General features: G+C 54.3%; 12 protein-coding genes and 1 tRNA gene. 6 read left to right on the forward strand and 7 right to left on the reverse strand.

Features of this window, described 5'->3' with window-relative positions:
* Window positions 1–28: 28 nt before the first annotated feature.
* From mreC to TMES_RS18980, 5 genes are all read left to right on the forward strand, one after another.
* On the forward strand, window positions 29–1,039 hold the full coding sequence (gene mreC / locus TMES_RS18960) for a rod shape-determining protein MreC (protein WP_085585472.1): 1,011 nt from the start codon (window positions 29–31) through the stop codon (window positions 1,037–1,039).
* Window positions 1,036–1,551 carry a rod shape-determining protein MreD gene (gene mreD / locus TMES_RS18965; protein ID WP_085585474.1) on the forward strand — a complete coding sequence of 172 codons (516 nt, stop codon included), beginning with the start codon at window positions 1,036–1,038 and terminating at the stop codon, window positions 1,549–1,551. Before mreC ends, mreD begins: the two co-directional genes overlap by 4 nt.
* Before the next feature lie 300 nt (window positions 1,552–1,851).
* Window positions 1,852–3,759: a penicillin-binding protein 2 gene (mrdA, locus tag TMES_RS18970; protein WP_085585476.1), complete on the forward strand. Its 1,908-nt coding sequence runs from the start codon at window positions 1,852–1,854 to the stop codon at window positions 3,757–3,759.
* Entirely contained in the window at window positions 3,760–4,920 is a 1,161-nt protein-coding gene (gene rodA / locus TMES_RS18975) for a rod shape-determining protein RodA (protein WP_085585478.1), read from the forward strand.
* Window positions 4,921–5,038: 118 nt separating this feature from the next.
* Window positions 5,039–5,114: transfer RNA gene (locus TMES_RS18980), tRNA-Lys, on the forward strand.
* A 286-nt stretch (window positions 5,115–5,400) separates the two neighbouring features.
* Here the strand turns inward: TMES_RS18980 and TMES_RS18990 are convergent.
* The 5 genes from TMES_RS18990 to TMES_RS19010 all read right to left on the reverse strand — a co-directional run bounded on the left by TMES_RS18990 (window position 5,401) and on the right by TMES_RS19010 (window position 11,243).
* Window positions 5,401–6,825, reverse strand: coding sequence for a nicotinate phosphoribosyltransferase (locus TMES_RS18990; protein WP_085585482.1), 1,425 nt, complete (start codon window positions 6,823–6,825; stop codon window positions 5,401–5,403).
* A gap of 154 nt (window positions 6,826–6,979) precedes the next feature.
* Window positions 6,980–8,434, reverse strand: coding sequence for a sensor domain-containing diguanylate cyclase (locus tag TMES_RS18995; RefSeq protein ID WP_085585484.1), 1,455 nt, complete (start codon window positions 8,432–8,434; stop codon window positions 6,980–6,982).
* A 30-nt stretch (window positions 8,435–8,464) separates the two neighbouring features.
* Window positions 8,465–9,592, reverse strand: a complete 1,128-nt coding sequence (locus tag TMES_RS19000; RefSeq protein WP_245835514.1) for an ABC transporter substrate-binding protein — start codon at window positions 9,590–9,592, stop codon at window positions 8,465–8,467.
* 711 nt (window positions 9,593–10,303) lie between these two features.
* On the reverse strand, window positions 10,304–10,486 hold the full coding sequence (locus TMES_RS19005; RefSeq protein ID WP_085585488.1) for a hypothetical protein: 183 nt from the start codon (window positions 10,484–10,486) through the stop codon (window positions 10,304–10,306).
* Between the two features lie 505 nt (window positions 10,487–10,991).
* Window positions 10,992–11,243: a DUF7218 family protein gene (locus TMES_RS19010; RefSeq protein ID WP_085585567.1), complete on the reverse strand. Its 252-nt coding sequence runs from the start codon at window positions 11,241–11,243 to the stop codon at window positions 10,992–10,994.
* A 256-nt stretch (window positions 11,244–11,499) separates the two neighbouring features.
* On the opposite strand from TMES_RS19010, the gene TMES_RS19015 reads away from it, so the two are divergent.
* Window positions 11,500–12,651 (forward strand): M24 family metallopeptidase, encoded by a 1,152-nt coding sequence (locus TMES_RS19015; RefSeq protein WP_085585490.1) that lies wholly within the window; start codon window positions 11,500–11,502, stop codon window positions 12,649–12,651.
* 108 nt (window positions 12,652–12,759) lie between these two features.
* Here TMES_RS19015 and TMES_RS19020 read toward each other — a convergent pair whose 3' ends face one another.
* Window positions 12,760–13,212 (reverse strand): hypothetical protein, encoded by a 453-nt coding sequence (locus TMES_RS19020; RefSeq protein ID WP_085585492.1) that lies wholly within the window; start codon window positions 13,210–13,212, stop codon window positions 12,760–12,762.
* 189 nt (window positions 13,213–13,401) lie between these two features.
* Entirely contained in the window at window positions 13,402–16,119 is a 2,718-nt protein-coding gene (locus TMES_RS19025; RefSeq protein WP_085585494.1) for a sensor histidine kinase, read from the reverse strand.
* Between the last annotated feature and the right edge of the window lie 201 nt (window positions 16,120–16,320).

Raw genomic sequence — 16,320 nt, forward strand, 5'->3', positions numbered from 1 at the left:
ACGACACGCGGCGAATACGGGGAACAGAGTGGCTCAGCACGGTGGCCCACAACAACGCATTTTTTCGCCGATCCGTACGGCGCTTCATCGTTTTGCGTTCATTTTACTGATTGTTTCGTGTTTCGCCCTGATGTTGCTGGGCAAAGCCGACACAGTTTTGATTGAGCGCATTCGCGGAGCAGCTGTTGATCTGGTTTCACCCTTCATGAACCTGGCCTCGCGCCCGGCAGCCAGCATTGACGACGTTACCAACCGGATCGAAAGTTTTGCCAGCCTTTACGAAGAAAACCTCCGCCTGCACGAGGAAAATCGTGAATTGCTGGCATGGCAGCAAGTCGCCCGTAATCTGACCTATGAAAACAGCCGGTTGCGCGAATTAAGCCACTATGCCAACCCGCCATCCCAGCACGAAGTCAGTGCCCGCGTGATTGCCGATATGGGCGGTGCCTTTGCGCACAGCATGATGATCAGTGCCGGGACCCGTGATGGTGTGCTTAAAGGTCAGGCTGTGTTATCGGATGAAGGGCTGATTGGCCGTGTCGCCGATGCCGGATATCAGGCATCACGCGTTTTGCTGATTACCGACATAAATTCCCGCATCCCGGTCATGATTGAAAGCAGTCGCGACCGTGCGTTTTTGTCGGGCGATAATACCGACCGACCGCTTCTGACATTTTTAACCGCCGATGCCACCGTCGCCCCGGGCGACCGGGTTTTGACATCTGGCCACGGCGGCGCATTTCCGCCAGGTATTCCGGTCGGGGTTGTGTCGTCGGTTTCGGAAAACGCCGTTCGCGTTGCGCCGCTGTTTCGCCGCCATCAGGTGGAATATTTGCGGGTTGTCAATTACGGGCTGGCGGGCATCCTCAAAGACCCGGACGCCCTGCATAACATGCCCCATCTTGATCAGGGCAACGCGACCAGCGACAATAATTTGCCCACCGGCGTCGGGGTTGGCCCCGTCCCGGCCGAACCAGACATGGCCGAACCGCCCACCTTCAGTTCTTCGCCCGCCGCCACGCCGGACGCCCGACCGTGAAACCTGGCGTATGGCAACGGCTTGACGTCATCGCACGATCGACGGTTCCAGCGTTTAGCGTTTTTGTTTTGCTGCTGATTGGTCTTTTGCCCTACAGCATTCCCAAGCTGGCCGATGTCACCCCGGCATTAACCTTGATGGCGGTGTTTTACTGGTCGGTTAATCGCCCTGATCTGATGACCGGTCTGGCGGCCTTTATGCTGGGGCTGATACAGGACTTGCTCACCGGCCTGCCGCTGGGTGTCAGTTCGCTGGTGTTCTTGCTGGTGCAGGCCGCCAGCGCCAATCAGGGCCGTTTTTTTCATAACAAGGCCTTCACGGTGATGTGGTGGGGCTTTGCCATTGTTTCGGGTCCGGCATTTTTGCTTCAATGGCTTTTTAGCTCGGCGCTGACAGGTGCCCTGTTGCCATTTGAACCGCTGGTGATTAGTTATCTGATCACAGCTGCAGTCTTTCCGCTGGTGGCGTGGTTGCTGGTGCGCCTTCAAAACAGTCTGCTACGTAACCTTTAGGCCGTTCAGGGCCGGGCGCATGCCCGCCTGTCGCCGGGATCATTCCCCGAACAGAGCCACCATAAAGGCCGTAACAGGGAAAAGGGACAGGCAAGGCACAACGCGGCAAAAGACCCCGCTATCGTGGCATGCGCGCAACGGCGCGTATCGCCACACAAACCGACAAAAAAGATAACCGCGAAAAAGCCGGCCCATTGCGGACAAGACGGTTTCCATCGCGCATTGCTAACGATAAAATGAAATCCCTTCCACGCCACCGGTTCCGACCGATGGCAGCCCAATACGGACATTGACCAACCGATGTGGCACCGAGATTCAGACAGATACCGCATGTTTACCCGCCGCGCCATCATGCTGGGCGCCGGTCAGGGCGTGTTGCTGACCGGACTGGCTGCGCGGATGTATTATCTGCAGGTTATGGAACGTGACCGCTATTCGACACTGGCAGATGAAAACCGCATTTCACATCGTTTGTTGCCGCCGCCACGCGGCATCGTCACCGACCGTTTCGGCGCACCACTGGCTGTTAACAAGCAGAATTACCATATTCTGATCGTGCGCGAACAAAGCCCCGATGTGCGTAAAACCCTGACCATCCTGTCGCAAATTATCGAAATTGATGACGAAACCATCGACCGGGTGGAAAATGATGTCAAACGCCGCCGGTCCTTTGTGCCCGTTACCGTGCGTGACAATCTGACATGGGATGAAGTCGCGCATGTCGGCGTCAACGCGCCCGACTTGCCGGGCATTATCATTGATGCGGGCCGGTCGCGCGATTATCCCGAAGGGCCACATCTGGCCCATACACTGGGCTATGTTGCCGCCGTTTCCGAAAAGGAACTGACCGGTGATCCGCTTTTGGAATTACCGGGGTTTCGTGTTGGCAAAAGCGGCATTGAAAAAATATACGACATGTCCCTGCGCGGTCGTGCCGGCACCAGCCAGGTAGAAGTCAATGCGCTGGGCCGGGTTATTCGCGAACTGGACCGCGAAGAAGGCCAAAGCGGCGAAACCGTGGTTCTGACCCTCGACATTGAACTGCAACGCTATACCAATCAGCGCCTTTCCGATTATGAAAGTGCCGCAGCGGTGGTGATGGATGTTTACAATGGCGATGTATTGTCAATGTCCTCGCATCCGACCTATGACCCCAACAGTTTTACCAACGGCATTTCCCATAAATTATGGGACAGCCTGATTAATAACGAATATTCACCGCTATCGAACAAGGCCATCAACGGGTCTTATTCCCCCGGCTCCACCTTTAAAACCTGCGTGGCACTGGCCGCCCTTGAGGCCGGGGTAATTACACCCGAACAGCGGTTCTTTTGCCCGGGGCATCTGGATTTGGGAAATTCGCGGTTTCACTGCTGGAAACGCGGCGGGCATGGCTGGGTCAATATGCATGACTCGATGAAACATTCCTGCGATGTCTATTATTACGAGGTTTCGCAAAAACTGGGCATCGACAAAATTGCCGCCATGGCCCGTCGTTTGGGGCTGGGCGATGTAACCGGGGTGGATTTACCTTCCGAGCGCAGCGGCCTGATCCCGACCCGCGAATGGAAGGAAACCAACCTTGGCAAACGCTGGCAGGGCGGCGAAACCCTTATTTGTTCTATCGGTCAGGGCTATGTGCTGACCACACCATTGCAACTGGCAACCATGGCCGCACGTCTGGCATCGGGCAAGGCGGTAAAGCCGCATCTGACACGCGATCGTGTCGCCCCGGATGACGTTGCCGCCCGCACCGATGATGATTTCCCCGATCTGGGGGTGGCGCGCGCCCATCTGGCACATATTCATGATGGCATGAACGGGGTGACCAACGAGGTCCGCGGGACGGCATACCGGTCGCGCATCAAAATAAAAGGTCTGGAAATGGCGGGTAAAACCGGCACCAGCCAGGTGCGGCGTATTTCCATGCATGAACGCCAGACCGGCATTATCGGCAACGATGATTTGCCGTGGAAATACCGCGACCATGCCTTGTTCATTGCCTTTGCCCCGGTCGACAACCCGCGCTATGCCTGTGCTGTGGTGGTGGAACATGGCGGATCGGGCTCTGGCGTGGCCGCCCCCATTGCGCGCGACCTTTTAACCAAGGCCCAGGAACTTAAATCCAGCCGGCCCGGGGTTTCGGCCGTCAACATTCAGTCGGCCTCGCAAATCTTGCGCACGACAACGAAAAAACAGGAAAGCTAAATGGCAGCCCGCTATCGCATCGGCCAGGACCCCGATTATGTGCCGCTGGGGCGTCGTTTATTATTAATGAACTGGACGCTGGTGCTTTTGCTGTCGATCTTGTCGGGCATTGGCTTTGCCATGTTGTATTCTGCTGCCAACGGGTCGCTGCAGCCGTGGGCGGAACGGCAAATGATGCGCTTTGCCGCGGGCATGGTCCTTATGATCCTGATTGCCCTTACCGACATCCGCATCTGGCTGCGCATGTCCTATGCGGCCTATGTCATCTCGCTGATTTTGCTGATCGCGGTGGAAATCAAGGGTGATATCGGCATGGGCGCGCAACGCTGGATCAATCTTGGCTTTTTTCAGCTCCAACCCTCCGAATTAATGAAAATCTCGCTGGTATTATCGCTGGCGCGCTATTTTCACGGCCTGACAATCGAGGAAACCGGGCGCATTCCCTTGCTTATTCCGCCCCTTTTGATGGTGATGGCACCCGCCGCACTGGTTTTGCGCCAGCCTGACCTTGGCACGGCCTTGCTGCTTGTCGCCGGGGGCGGGGTGATATTCTGGCTGTCGGGGGTTCGGATGTGGAAATTCGGCCTGGTGCTGGGGGGCTGTCTGGCGGCGATACCGGTCGGCTGGCAATTCCTGCGTGATTACCAGAAGAACCGTGTTCTGATCTTCCTGAACCCGGAAAACGACCCTCTGGGCGCCGGGTATCATATTACCCAGTCTAAAATTGCGCTGGGCTCGGGCGGGCTGTTTGGCAAGGGCTTTATGCTGGGCTCGCAAAGCCACCTTAACTTCCTGCCCGAAAAACAAACCGACTTCATTTTCACCATGCTCGGCGAAGAATTTGGGCTGGTCGGTGGCATTGCACTCCTGCTGCTTTACACGCTGGTGATTGTATATGGCTATGTCATCGCTCTGCGCTGTGCGAACCAGTTTGGCCGCCTTGTTGCCATCGGGGTGACCACCACCTTCTTTTTGTATGTGTTTATTAACATTGCCATGGTGATGGGCCTGATCCCGGTTGTGGGCGTGCCTTTGCCGCTGGTGTCTTATGGTGGCACGGTGATGATGACCATTCTGGTCAGCTTTGGCCTGCTGATGAGCATCAGCATCCACCGCGATGTTCGCATCTCGCGGCAGGGAAATGATGACGGGCGCCATTAACAAAACCGTAAAAAATGGCATTGCGGCCAATTTAATCTGGACAAGCCCACTACGACAACGCTATAACCCGCTCCGCACTTGAACAATACACGTACCATCAAGTGTGCCATCTTATGATGGGCGCATAGCTCAGTTGGTAGAGCAGCTGACTCTTAATCAGCGGGTCCCGGGTTCGAATCCCCGTGCGCCCACCAAGAATTCAAAGGCTTGGGCTTCATTGCCCAGGCCTTTTTCTTTTGTGGTGCCACTGTCGCCCGTAATACCAAACCTCATTGATCGAAACCGATCAATGAGGCCCTCAGTCGGCGGGCGGGCTTCTCTGAACCCCTTGCCAATCGCTTCACAAGCCGCGCGGCGCCGTCGCGCCTAACCAGTTCCCCATGAGTCTTCCTCATAGAGAACTGGTATAAATTATCGGCTTTCCCCGCAAACCGCACCGGCTTCGTCTGGCTTACATTTACGTGCCATACGACATCGCCATCAAGCACCGGCGGGCCGGTTGGCCCGTTCGCGAATTTCGGTGAATGTCCAGTCACGCAGCAACTTACCATCGCGAAAGACCGGTTCTAACAAGTCGCGCGATCCGGCGGTTTCAAGGGCAACAGTCTCGTATGTGCCATTTTCACAGATCAGCGCCAGTCGCCCGCGCTTGCTGTGTTTTGCCGGGTCGGTAACCGGGTCTTTGTAAACATCGACCCAGCGCCCGTTAATCTGTGCGGCCGAACATTTCATGGCAAATTTCAGGGTATCACGGTTTAGCTGCTGCAACAGGCCACCGCCCATGCCAAAGGCGATATTGTCTACGGCCCAGCCTTTGTCGGCCAGATTGCGCAAGATAAGCCCGATGGTATCAATGTTAATGCCATCACCCTGAATAACCCGCACACACGGGGCAAGAACCTTGTAACCTTTGGCATTAACGCGATAGCCGAATTTTTCGCCCAGATGCACAACGCATTCCACCGGCACCACCGCAGGGTCGCCAGAATCCGGTCGAATAACGATGGTGGCCCCGCTATCGATAACCTCCTGACGCAATTGTTCGCCCCAGATGGTGTCGACAGCGTTAAACAGGTCGTAGCTGTCCGAAACAACCGCCACCAGCTTTCCTGTGCCGCCAAACTGGCGGATCATGTTGCGATAGGCATCGGCCTCGTGGTCGCGCCCCCAGGCGGTCATGGTGGAATGTTCTGCGGCAGGAATGGAAAACCCGGCCATGTCTTCGCCATAGAACTTACGCGCAGCCAGAACACCACTAACCGTATCCGTGCCCGAAAAATTAACCAGATGGGCCACACCGCCAATGGCGGCACTTTCCAGGCTGGAAACCCCGCGCGCGCCAAAATCATGCAGCTTGAACGCGATCTGCGCCGGGTCGTCCGAGGTTAAATCCAGATATTGTGCGATCACCTGTTTGCAATGCCAAGAATTGGTCGCAACCGTTGTGGGATACCACACGGCGCGCAACAACGCGGTTTCCAGGGCCGATGTCAGCCAGAAACATTCGGGGTCGGTATTAACGATGGTCACCAGCACATTGTGACCCGGCACAATTTCACCCTCAGGCACCGCCTTGATCAAAACCGGCAAATAACCAGTATGCACATCAACAATATGCTCCCAGCCCTGCCGATAAAACGGCTCGCCGTGCGCCTTCCAGAAGGCTTCTGCCGCGTCGATCATGTCGCGTGTGACCGGGGTGCAAAGATATTGCTTGAGAAACATCTGCAAGCCAAAGAAAACCGTTTGGTTCCACTTCCCGCCCCGGCTTTCAATATAGCTGTACACATATTGGGTGCCAGGCGGGTACTGAAAGGCGTGGCTGGCTTTGTAGCTGTCGACATTAAGCAAAATATTGCCAAACGGGTCGGCGGTGCCAGACGAATTATGATCAATCGAATTCATGGCAAACCTTTTCGCTTCGCGGTGTAACGGGTGGTGTAATGAACCGCAAGCAACGCGCATACGGCAGTTTTCTGTTTTTTTGGGAAAGGAGTTCCGCGTGATACAAAAATGCGCCGCTTTTTAAGACAGCCATTCCGAAGGCCATCGGGTGAAGTTATTCACCAGCCTTGGAAAAAGACGCGGGTAATGCCCCGAAAACACACTGGTTTCGGCCGTTTTCCTTCGCACTGTATAATGCCCGGTCAGCAACGGAATAAAGCATGTCGATAATGGCCTCGACTTCGCGGGCCTGACGTAACAAGGCTTCCATCCCCTCGCCATCCGACAGTGCCATATCGCCGACTGCGGGCAAACAGGCAACGCCAAGACTGGCGCTATAGTGAATGGTCTGGCCATTGGCACTGATCGTGTCAGCTTCAATCGCCTTTCTCAGCCGCTCGGCAACAACCATCATGCCCTTTTCGTCTTCGTCATTGACCAGAACGGCAAATTCCTCGCCGCCCATACGGCCCGGCAGATCGGTTTCGCGCAGCACCTTGTGACAAACACTGGCCAGCGATTTTAAAACCGTATCGCCAGCCTGATGGCCATAGGTGTCGTTCAGGGTTTTAAAATGATCAAGGTCAAGAATGATAACCCCGACCCGCGTCCCGCGCCGTTTCCAGACCGCAATGGCGTTTTTAAGACGGCCCATCAGGGCTCGCCGATTGGCAAGGCCGGTCAACGGGTCGGTCGCGGCCAGAAGTTCCAGTTTTTCAACCACTTCATTTAATTCATGGGTTCGTTGCTCAACCCGCATTTCAAGCGTCTGGTTGGCGGCCTGCAGGGCATCGGTCGCCCTGCCCAGTTTTTGCACCTTGTTGCGAATAAGACCAAACAAGCCGATCATGCTTGATCCCAGCAACTGAATTTCGTCATCGTGGCGGTAAGGCGGCGGCATGGGCAAATGTTTGTCCACATCCACCGGGTTGACCGTCACCATATAGGCCGACAGTTCCAAAATGGGTTTGGTCACAATCAGGTAAGTGACACCAACCAGGCCACAGGTAATGACCAAGGCAAACACAAGGACGCCAAAAAACGATATTTCCATGCGCCGATAAAGTGCTGCGATATAAACATGTGGTGAAAACGTAATTTGCAATTCGCCAATCACACGCTGATCAGCCAAATTTCCACCGGGAACATGCAGCGCGACTTCCTGTGTCGAAATGCCGCCAAACAACCGGTCGACCCAAATGCTTTGCGGCAATTCATCAAGATTGCGGCGCTGTTCGACCAGAACATCCCCGTTGGCATCGATCAGGCGGGCGGATGCCACAGAACGCTGCACCAGCGCACTGCCGACCACGGCATTTGCCAATTCCACATCGCGGTTCAATACCGCAGAATTGGCCACCAGCAACGCCGAATTGATCACCCGTTGATTGGTTTGATTATATATTGTCAGCAACGAGCGATAATCAGACACCCCCTGATAAAGCATAATCAGCAAACCCGACAACAACGCGATTAAAAGCCCCCACTTTAGCTGGCGCGCAAAAAGCGAACTCCCAAGCTTCAGTTTGGCCAATTCATCATTTTCCCGTGTCGGGGGTGTCGAATGCACAGGCAATTGTCCTTGTCATTTTTGGTTTATTCAATTTTTGACCGCCGCAAACAAATGATCAAGATCGAAATGATAACCTGCGTTTTTATCTTTCTGCCCGACCAGCCCGAATTTGGAAAAATCCACGACATCCCAGTTTCGCTGGCCAAATACGGCTTCAAACCTGTCAACATTATCACGGGTCAGGGCCTGCATTGGAAAAGAATAATTTGGCCCCCTGCCCTGCAAATCAATCCCGTGATGAAAATCATTCAACATCACCATGATCCACGCCCCGGCAAGGAAATGCCCGCCATGGGTCATGGTCATCTGGCCGTCTTTCACCAGTTTCAGGCCTTTGGCCGACCAATTCAAGCCCCCGACGACAACATCTTTTCCCGGCACCTTGCCCGCCTTCACAATGGCCGCGATTGCGCCGCGTGCAATATCATCATTTGCGGCCCACACCGCGTCCAGGCAGCCATCCTGTAACCATGTTGCCGTTCGTTTATAGGCCTCGTCATAGGACCAGTTAACCACCAGACGCCGTTTTTCCTTCAATTGCGGGAATTTACCCAAGGCAACGTCCAGCCCCTCCATCCTGTCAAGCGAGGCCGGGGTATTGCTATCCCCCGCCAGCGACAGCAGGCAGATATCACGTTTTTTCGTGCCGGGATGAAGCTGTTGTTCTGCCTCAACCAGCGAACGGGCAATATCAAACCCGGCTTTTTCGTTATCGGGCGTCAATGTCGCAATCCAGTAGGGCAAATTATGCCCCGCGCGCCCCAGTCGGCTTTTCTGTTCTTCGGTCAGATCATTTAGCAACATGAAAATAGGAATATGGCGGGCATTGGCCTCGATCACAATGCGGCCGCCCTGCTGGTGTTCATTCACCGCAATAATATAATCGGGCGGCGGGTCCATCATGAAAACACGGTTGGCATTTTCGGCCATCAAAGGCCACCGCCGGTCACTGTCAAATTCAACGATATCAAAACCAAACTGCCGGGCGGCGGCGTGCATGGTGTCGCTGACATCTTTCCAAAAGCCATGCGTTCCGTATCCCGGATTGATAAAGGCCACGCGTGGCTGCTTGTCGGGCGCGGCACATGCCTGCCCGCTGCCCAGCGCCAAAAACGTTACCACCATCAAATGTGCTGTCCGTCGTATTAACTTCACCCGGCCCGTCCCATTTGCAACCCTGTTTTCACAGAGATTTCCCCGTCCCAACAAACGGCCACCAAGCCCTTAATCAATTCCGATCCCCGGGTCAAACACGGTTAAACCCTTCTTTAGAATAGTGCGACCTAAACCTGACGTGGGATCAATCAACATTCACGGGCGAAATGCCGGAATGAGGCCCTGTCCAAAAACAACCCCACCCCCTGTAAACCCCTTGTACCGCGCGTTAATAATGGAATAATTTTAAGAATTACTCGCGATATTTTCCCGTAAACGTACCATCAGACGATCGAATAGGTCGACATTGCAAGTTGTGATTTTATCTTAAATTTCAACCAAAATATAATACATTGCTGTCATGCCATCACTATCGGCTCTGGCGACATTCCCCACAGACCATCAGGTCTGCTATTGCTGTTTTCGCGCTCATGGCAAGGAAGGACAAAAATCTCCCCACCCGTATGGGGTCTGACAGTTCGCAACCAGAGCACCAGGATGTAGTTTGCACCGGGCAGCCAAAAAGATGCACATCCCGGAAGCCGGTTTCATATGTCAAAAAATCAGGGAAGTTGCAGCACGAAAATAACCGGGCAGGCAATGAAAACACTGTTTCCTTGAAACTGCCTGCCCCAACACGACGGGGCCCGTCACATCTTGTTCGGGCAAATCGATACATCCTGCATCGATAAACTGGCAAAGCAGCCGTCATCAGGCGTGCGTGCGCAGGGCCTCTATCAGCTCTTCGTTGCTCATGCCGGCGCGTTCTTTGATGCCCCGCATTTTTGCCAGATGATAAAGGTCGTCGCGGTTCCATTTTTCGTAACGCGGACCTGCCATTTTTGAATCGTTTGGGGAGGTCGCATAACGCTTGGGGTCATTGTAACTTGCCATTTTGTGCTCCTTTCAAAAACAGTGACATGTTCAAGGCATTAAAAAACCGTCTCGTGATCCCCGTGTCACAAGGGCGAAAACATGATGTGGTAATAAATCTGCAAGATTCCAACCCGTCAGGCAAAAATCGCGACAACAAAGGCGAACCTGCGCCATCGCCGCAGGTTCGTTGCCACATCAGCCAAAAGGTTTCAGACCAGCGGGAAACAACGGGACGGGAAATCAGCCCGATAGCAGGCGCTAGAGCATATTTCCTTTAATAAGACCCATTTTGTTTAATTTTGACGTGCCGTTTGGCAAGGCACAGCGCGCCGCGCGATGCGGTGCATCGGGCAAGCGGTGTAACGCCGTCAAACGCCGTCAAAATTGAACCCTCCGGGCCCGCGCATTTTGCTGCTCGGCTACGTCGAAATCCTTGTCCGTAACCCCGTTACGCCCTGCGGACTTCTCCTTGCCGAGCAGCAAAATGCGCGGGCAGAATGGGTCTTATTAAAGGAAATATGCTCTAGTGATTGCGCAATGCCTTAATCAGCTGGTCTTTTGTCATGTCAGACCGGCCCTCGATGCCCACTTTTTGCGCCTGCTCATAAAGATCGTCACGGGTCCAGTCTTCGTAAGGCGGATGTTTGCCACCTTTTTTGCTGGCTTCTGACCCGGCATTGGCGATCCGGGCGGCTTTTTCCTTGCTGGCCCCGTCTTCGCGTAGCCGCTGATAGGTTTCATCATCTTTTATCGACGGTCCGTGGTCCTGAACCATGATATCCTCCGTCAATTGTTGCGATATAATTATAACGAACCCGGTACCCGGCTGTTCCCAAAAACATCGCGCCACGACGCACCCTGGATGCCGATGATGCCCGCCCAATCCCGACACACACGCCTGATCAACCACAAGCCACGGCTGGCACATCATTCCTGGTGCGGATTTTATAAAATATCCTGTGCCCGATTGTAGAAACTTGATAGCGTTACACCATCATTTTCATATGTTTATCAGGGACGGGAGCCGCCAGATGGCCTTGCATTTTGAACGCGCCGAACTGGCGCAACGCCGGGCCAACACCATTGCCAGGCTGGAAGCCGCAGGGCTGGATGGTTTGTTGATGTTTCGCCAGGAAAGCATGTTTTACCTGACGGGGTATGACACATTTGGCTATGTCTTTTTTCAGTGCCTGTATCTGGGTGTGGATGGCACTGTCGCGCTGATCACCCGCGCGCCCGACCTGCGCCAGGCGCGCCATACATCCGATATCAACGACATCCGCATCTGGGTCGATGGGCCTGATGTGAACCCGGCCTTGCAATTGCGCGATATGCTGGCCGAATTTGGCATGGCCAACAAAAAGCTGGGTGTTGAATATGATGCCTATGGCTTAACCGCTGCCAATGGCAAAAAGCTGGATGGGGCACTGGATGGTTTTTGCACCTTGTGGGATGCCTCGCGCCTGGTATCGGAATTGCGCGTGGTGAAAAGCCCGGCTGAGCTGACATATATTCGCCGCGCCGGGGAACTGGCCGATGACGCATGGGATGCCGCCCTTAACACCGTGCATGGCGGGGCGTTTGAGGGCGATATTCTGGCCGCCATGCAAGGGGCTGTTTTTGCGGGCGGCGGGGATTATCCCGGCAATGAGTTTATCATCGGCGCGGGGCAGGATGCACTGTTGTGCCGGTATTTTTCGGGCCGCAAACACATTGCCGAAAAAGACCAGATCACCCTGGAATGGGCCGGGGCCTATCGCCATTATCATGCCGCCATGATGCGCACCATTCCGGTGGGTGGGGCAACGCCGCGCCATATTGAAATGCACAAGATCGCAACCGCCGCCATGCAGGCCTGCCGGTCGGCCTTAAAACCCGGCGAGCCGGTTGGCGCGGTATTTGATGCCTATGCCAGGGTCTGTGATGACAACAATATGTTCAACCACCGCCTTAATGCCTGTGGTTATTCGATGGGCACCACCTTTGCCCCGAACTGGATGGACTGGCCGATGTTTTACCATGCCAACCCGGTTATTGTGCAGCCCGGCATGGTGTTTTTCCTCCATATGATCCTGATGGACAGCGAAACCGGCTTTGCCATGTGCCCCGGTCATTCGGTCATTGTTACCGACAATGGCAACGAGGCCGTATCGCGCCACACGCTGGACCTGATATCGCGTTAACGCAGCATATCTCAGAAACAATCAGACCAAACCCCGTCGGCGCGGCAAAAAAATTGCCGCCGCCGATGGGAAACCCTGCCGGGGTTCTTTAAACCCGGCACAAATCGATCACTTGAAATCGACAAGACTGCAGTGATTGCCCTGCGCAATGTGCCGCCCGCTGGGCATTTTCGCCACCAGCACTTCGTCGCATTTCGCCGACAAAGCGACAGCCGCCGGTTTGTTTTTATCAAAATATTCAAGCTCGGCTTCCCCCAGCGGGTGCGCAAGCCGCATCGCGATCATAATCGGTTTGCTTTCAAGATCGGCCGTTTCCATAACCACGGCCGTTTCTTTCATACCGGTATCGGGGTTGGTCAAATGGGCCAGTTGGCCTTTTTGGCCGCTTACCTTGATATTTTTCCGGGTATCAAGGATCTGCACCTGCTTGCGCGCCGGTGCGGCGGCACTAGAAGCATCATCAGATGAAGCTGCGGTAGAATTTTCGGCCATGGCACCGCCCGACAACATAAACGTCGCAGCAATGGCACATAAAACAGACCGGGACAGAACGCGTATCATAAATTACTTCTCCTGTTATGGCCCCTCAACCTTGCCCACCTAACACGAGAAATATTACACGATCAACATTGCGATATTTGAAACAAAACCACCCTTGGATTACGAATTTCAAAATAAAACCCGAAATATTTCAAATCAATCAAAGCCAAATTGGGTCAAATATCGCCGACATATTTTACAAACAATGACTTATTGCAATGATGACAACAACGCATCGGCACTTTGATGCATCAACTCATCAAGGGGGGCTATTTCGTGCATGATATCGTTTAGGTCGCCGTCGAATTTTTCCAGTTCACGCATTTTTTTGGCCAGTTCATCAGCCGCCAGATTGGCCGCCATCCCCTTGAGCGAATGGGCCGAGCGGCGAAATCTTTCTGTGTCGTTACTTTCTATCGCGTGAACCATGCGGGTTCGTTCATCCTGATATGAACCGGGCAGCATTTCGATCAGCATGACCATCTGATCCGTCCCCAAGGCATCCTGCATTTCACGCAATCGCACCAGATTAACCAGTTTTTCGGCTGAAAAATGCCGTTGCGGGCGCGCTTGCTGGACATTTCCCCCTATATCGACCGGGCCTGTGTTCACTGGCATGTCCTCCGCCCCCGACGGGAATTTAGCCCCGTCCCCATGGTCAAAATCAGGGCCCTGCGGATGCTCTGCACTCGGACTGCGGCGGGGCTGGTCCGCCTCTGCCGCTCCGCCGGGGGTGATTTGTTGCTGTTTTTCCGGGGAATTGCTTCCTTCTGCGCCTGATATTACCCGGCTTTCATCAAGCGGGCGGGCACTGGCAAATGCAGGTTGTGCCATATGGCGATGGTCAGACGCTGCCCCGCCGATATCCGCCTTGTCGTCAGCAACGGGTTCGGCACGGGCCAGATCGCCCAGCGCACGATTGCGACCATTGCCGCCGTTCAGACCATTAAGCCCCCTTGTCAAACTTTCCCGGCCCCGCAAGTGATGGATCAGGCTGGCATATAACCGGCGTTCTTCAATCGGCTTGGTCAAAACTTCGTCCATACCGGCGGCCAGAAAATCGCGCTGGCGGTCAGCAAAGGCATCGGCTGTTACACCAATAATGGGAATACGCCCGCCACTGGCACTGCGTTCCAGCTCGCGAATGTGGCGGGTTGCCCCTTCACCATCGAGAACCGGCATGTGGGCATCCATCAAAATCGCATCATAATCCTGCGCCTCGAACGCCTGCACGGCCAGTCGGCCATTGCCAACAATATCAACCTGCAACCCCCACCGCTCAAGAAACGCCTGAATAACATTGGCGTTTATTTCATTGTCTTCGACCACCAGAACCCGCTTTTCGGCCAAAATGCCACCGGTATTTTCATCGGCCTGTTCCAGATCCTGCCCCGTTTCACCGTCGCTGACCGTATGAACATCAAACGGTAACCAGCAATCAAACCGGGTTCCCTGCACCGGGACACTATGCAGGCCAATATGCCCGCCCATCATGGCAATCAGGCTTTGCGAAATCGACAGGCCAAGCCCGGTGCCACCAAACTGGCGCATGGTCGAATTATCGCCCTGGGTAAAGGCCTGAAAGATCCGCGCCTGACGTTCCGGCGCAATGCCGATACCGGTATCAATAACGGAAAACCGGTACACTTCACTGTTGCGATTGCCACCAATCCGCCCGCCGGCCCTGCTGGAATCATGCTCAACAACCAGATGAATAGAGCCCTTGCTGGTGAATTTCACCGCGTTTGAGAGCAGGTTCCATAATATCTGGCGAAACCGCACTTCATCGCCAATAAACACCTTGTTGCGCAGCACCTTGTCATCCCAGACAAGTTTCAAATTCTTTTCCTGGGTCAGGGCAACAATGGCATTGGAAAGATCACAAGTAATATCGAACGGGCGAAACGGCCGGTTTTCAATTTCGGCGTGGCCTGCTTCAATTTTGCTCATATCAAGAATGTCATTTAACAGCGACATCAAGGCCCGCCCCGATGACAAAATGCCATCGACCCGTTCGCGTTGAATACCATCAAGATTTGACTGGCGCAGCAATTGCGCCATCCCCAAAACACCGTTCAACGGCGTTCTTATTTCGTGGCTCATGGTGGCCAGAAACGCGCTTTTGGCGGAACTTGATTGCGAGGCGGAACGATAAAGATCGCGCAATGCCGCCACCATCGCCACAAGCACCAACCCGTAACTAAGCAGGCGGGACGGCATTAAAAAATCGCGGGTAATATCGCGGCCACCGACATCAAAAACAACAAATGCCATGTGATGATAAACCGAATTGATCAAAAATCCGGTGAACAGCACTTCAAACGCCGTCGGGCGGCGGATCATGCGCTGAAGATACCCCGACAGCACGGCAATCATCAAAAGTGTGCTCATCAGCAAGGGCAGCATCATGGCATGTTCAAAGACATGCGACACATCAAGACCAAATAACGGGGAAAAAACCGACAGGCCGAACTGCAGCACGACAACGCCTGCAAAAACCACAGGCATGGCAACCCAGATCTGCTCGTTTCGGCAAAGGTTATCGCGCCAGTTGGCACGCACCACACTGGCCAGAAAAAAGCACCCCGCCACCACGCGGGTCAACATGCCGAACCACGAAATATCGGACAACAGCACCCGCCACCAGCCGTCACTGGCATAAGGCACTATGACCGGAGCAATTAACCCCACCCCGTCGCCAATAAACAGGGTCAGCAGTCCCAGGGCGATATATAAAAGCTGCTGGCGTCGGGTGGTGTCATAAATAACCCAGCCGATGGCGACAGAAAAAATCGCCATAAACTCAACAACAAAGGCGATGGCAAAGGAAAGCTCGGTCGACAGGGACCCCACAGCAGCCGGAAGCACAGAATAAACACCGGCGATAAATCCAAACGCAACGACGCAAATCACAGCCAATCGAAGCATTTAATCCACCCCCGGAATAGTGATATTCGGCCTTGTCGCCCTAAAGATAGCCTTTTTGCCGCCAGCAACGCCCGACAACAAAGTGGATACAAACCAGCTGTATACAGCGCGTTTTATTCAAATCATACCTGGCACCACCAGATATCAAACCTGCCCCTGATGCCCGCCCAGCATCGGCCCGGCACATGTTAAACCGGCCAA

It is taken from the genome of Thalassospira mesophila, assembly GCF_002115755.1.
GTDB lineage: Bacteria > Pseudomonadota > Alphaproteobacteria > Rhodospirillales > Thalassospiraceae > Thalassospira > Thalassospira mesophila.

Excerpts from the sequence above, each read along its gene's own strand:
- mrdA (WP_085585476.1), top strand. The coding sequence starts at position 1,852 with ATGTGGCACCGAGATTCAGACAGATACCGCATGTTTACCCGCCGCGCC.
- rodA (WP_085585478.1), top strand. The coding sequence starts at position 3,760 with ATGGCAGCCCGCTATCGCATCGGCCAGGACCCCGATTATGTGCCGCTG.
- TMES_RS18990 (WP_085585482.1), bottom strand. The coding sequence starts at position 6,825 with ATGAATTCGATTGATCATAATTCGTCTGGCACCGCCGACCCGTTTGGC.
- TMES_RS19005 (WP_085585488.1), bottom strand. The coding sequence starts at position 10,486 with ATGGCAAGTTACAATGACCCCAAGCGTTATGCGACCTCCCCAAACGAT.
- TMES_RS19010 (WP_085585567.1), bottom strand. The coding sequence starts at position 11,243 with ATGGTTCAGGACCACGGACCGTCGATAAAAGATGATGAAACCTATCAG.
- TMES_RS19015 (WP_085585490.1), top strand. The coding sequence starts at position 11,500 with ATGGCCTTGCATTTTGAACGCGCCGAACTGGCGCAACGCCGGGCCAAC.
- TMES_RS19020 (WP_085585492.1), bottom strand. The coding sequence starts at position 13,212 with ATGATACGCGTTCTGTCCCGGTCTGTTTTATGTGCCATTGCTGCGACG.
- TMES_RS19025 (WP_085585494.1), bottom strand. The coding sequence starts at position 16,119 with ATGCTTCGATTGGCTGTGATTTGCGTCGTTGCGTTTGGATTTATCGCC.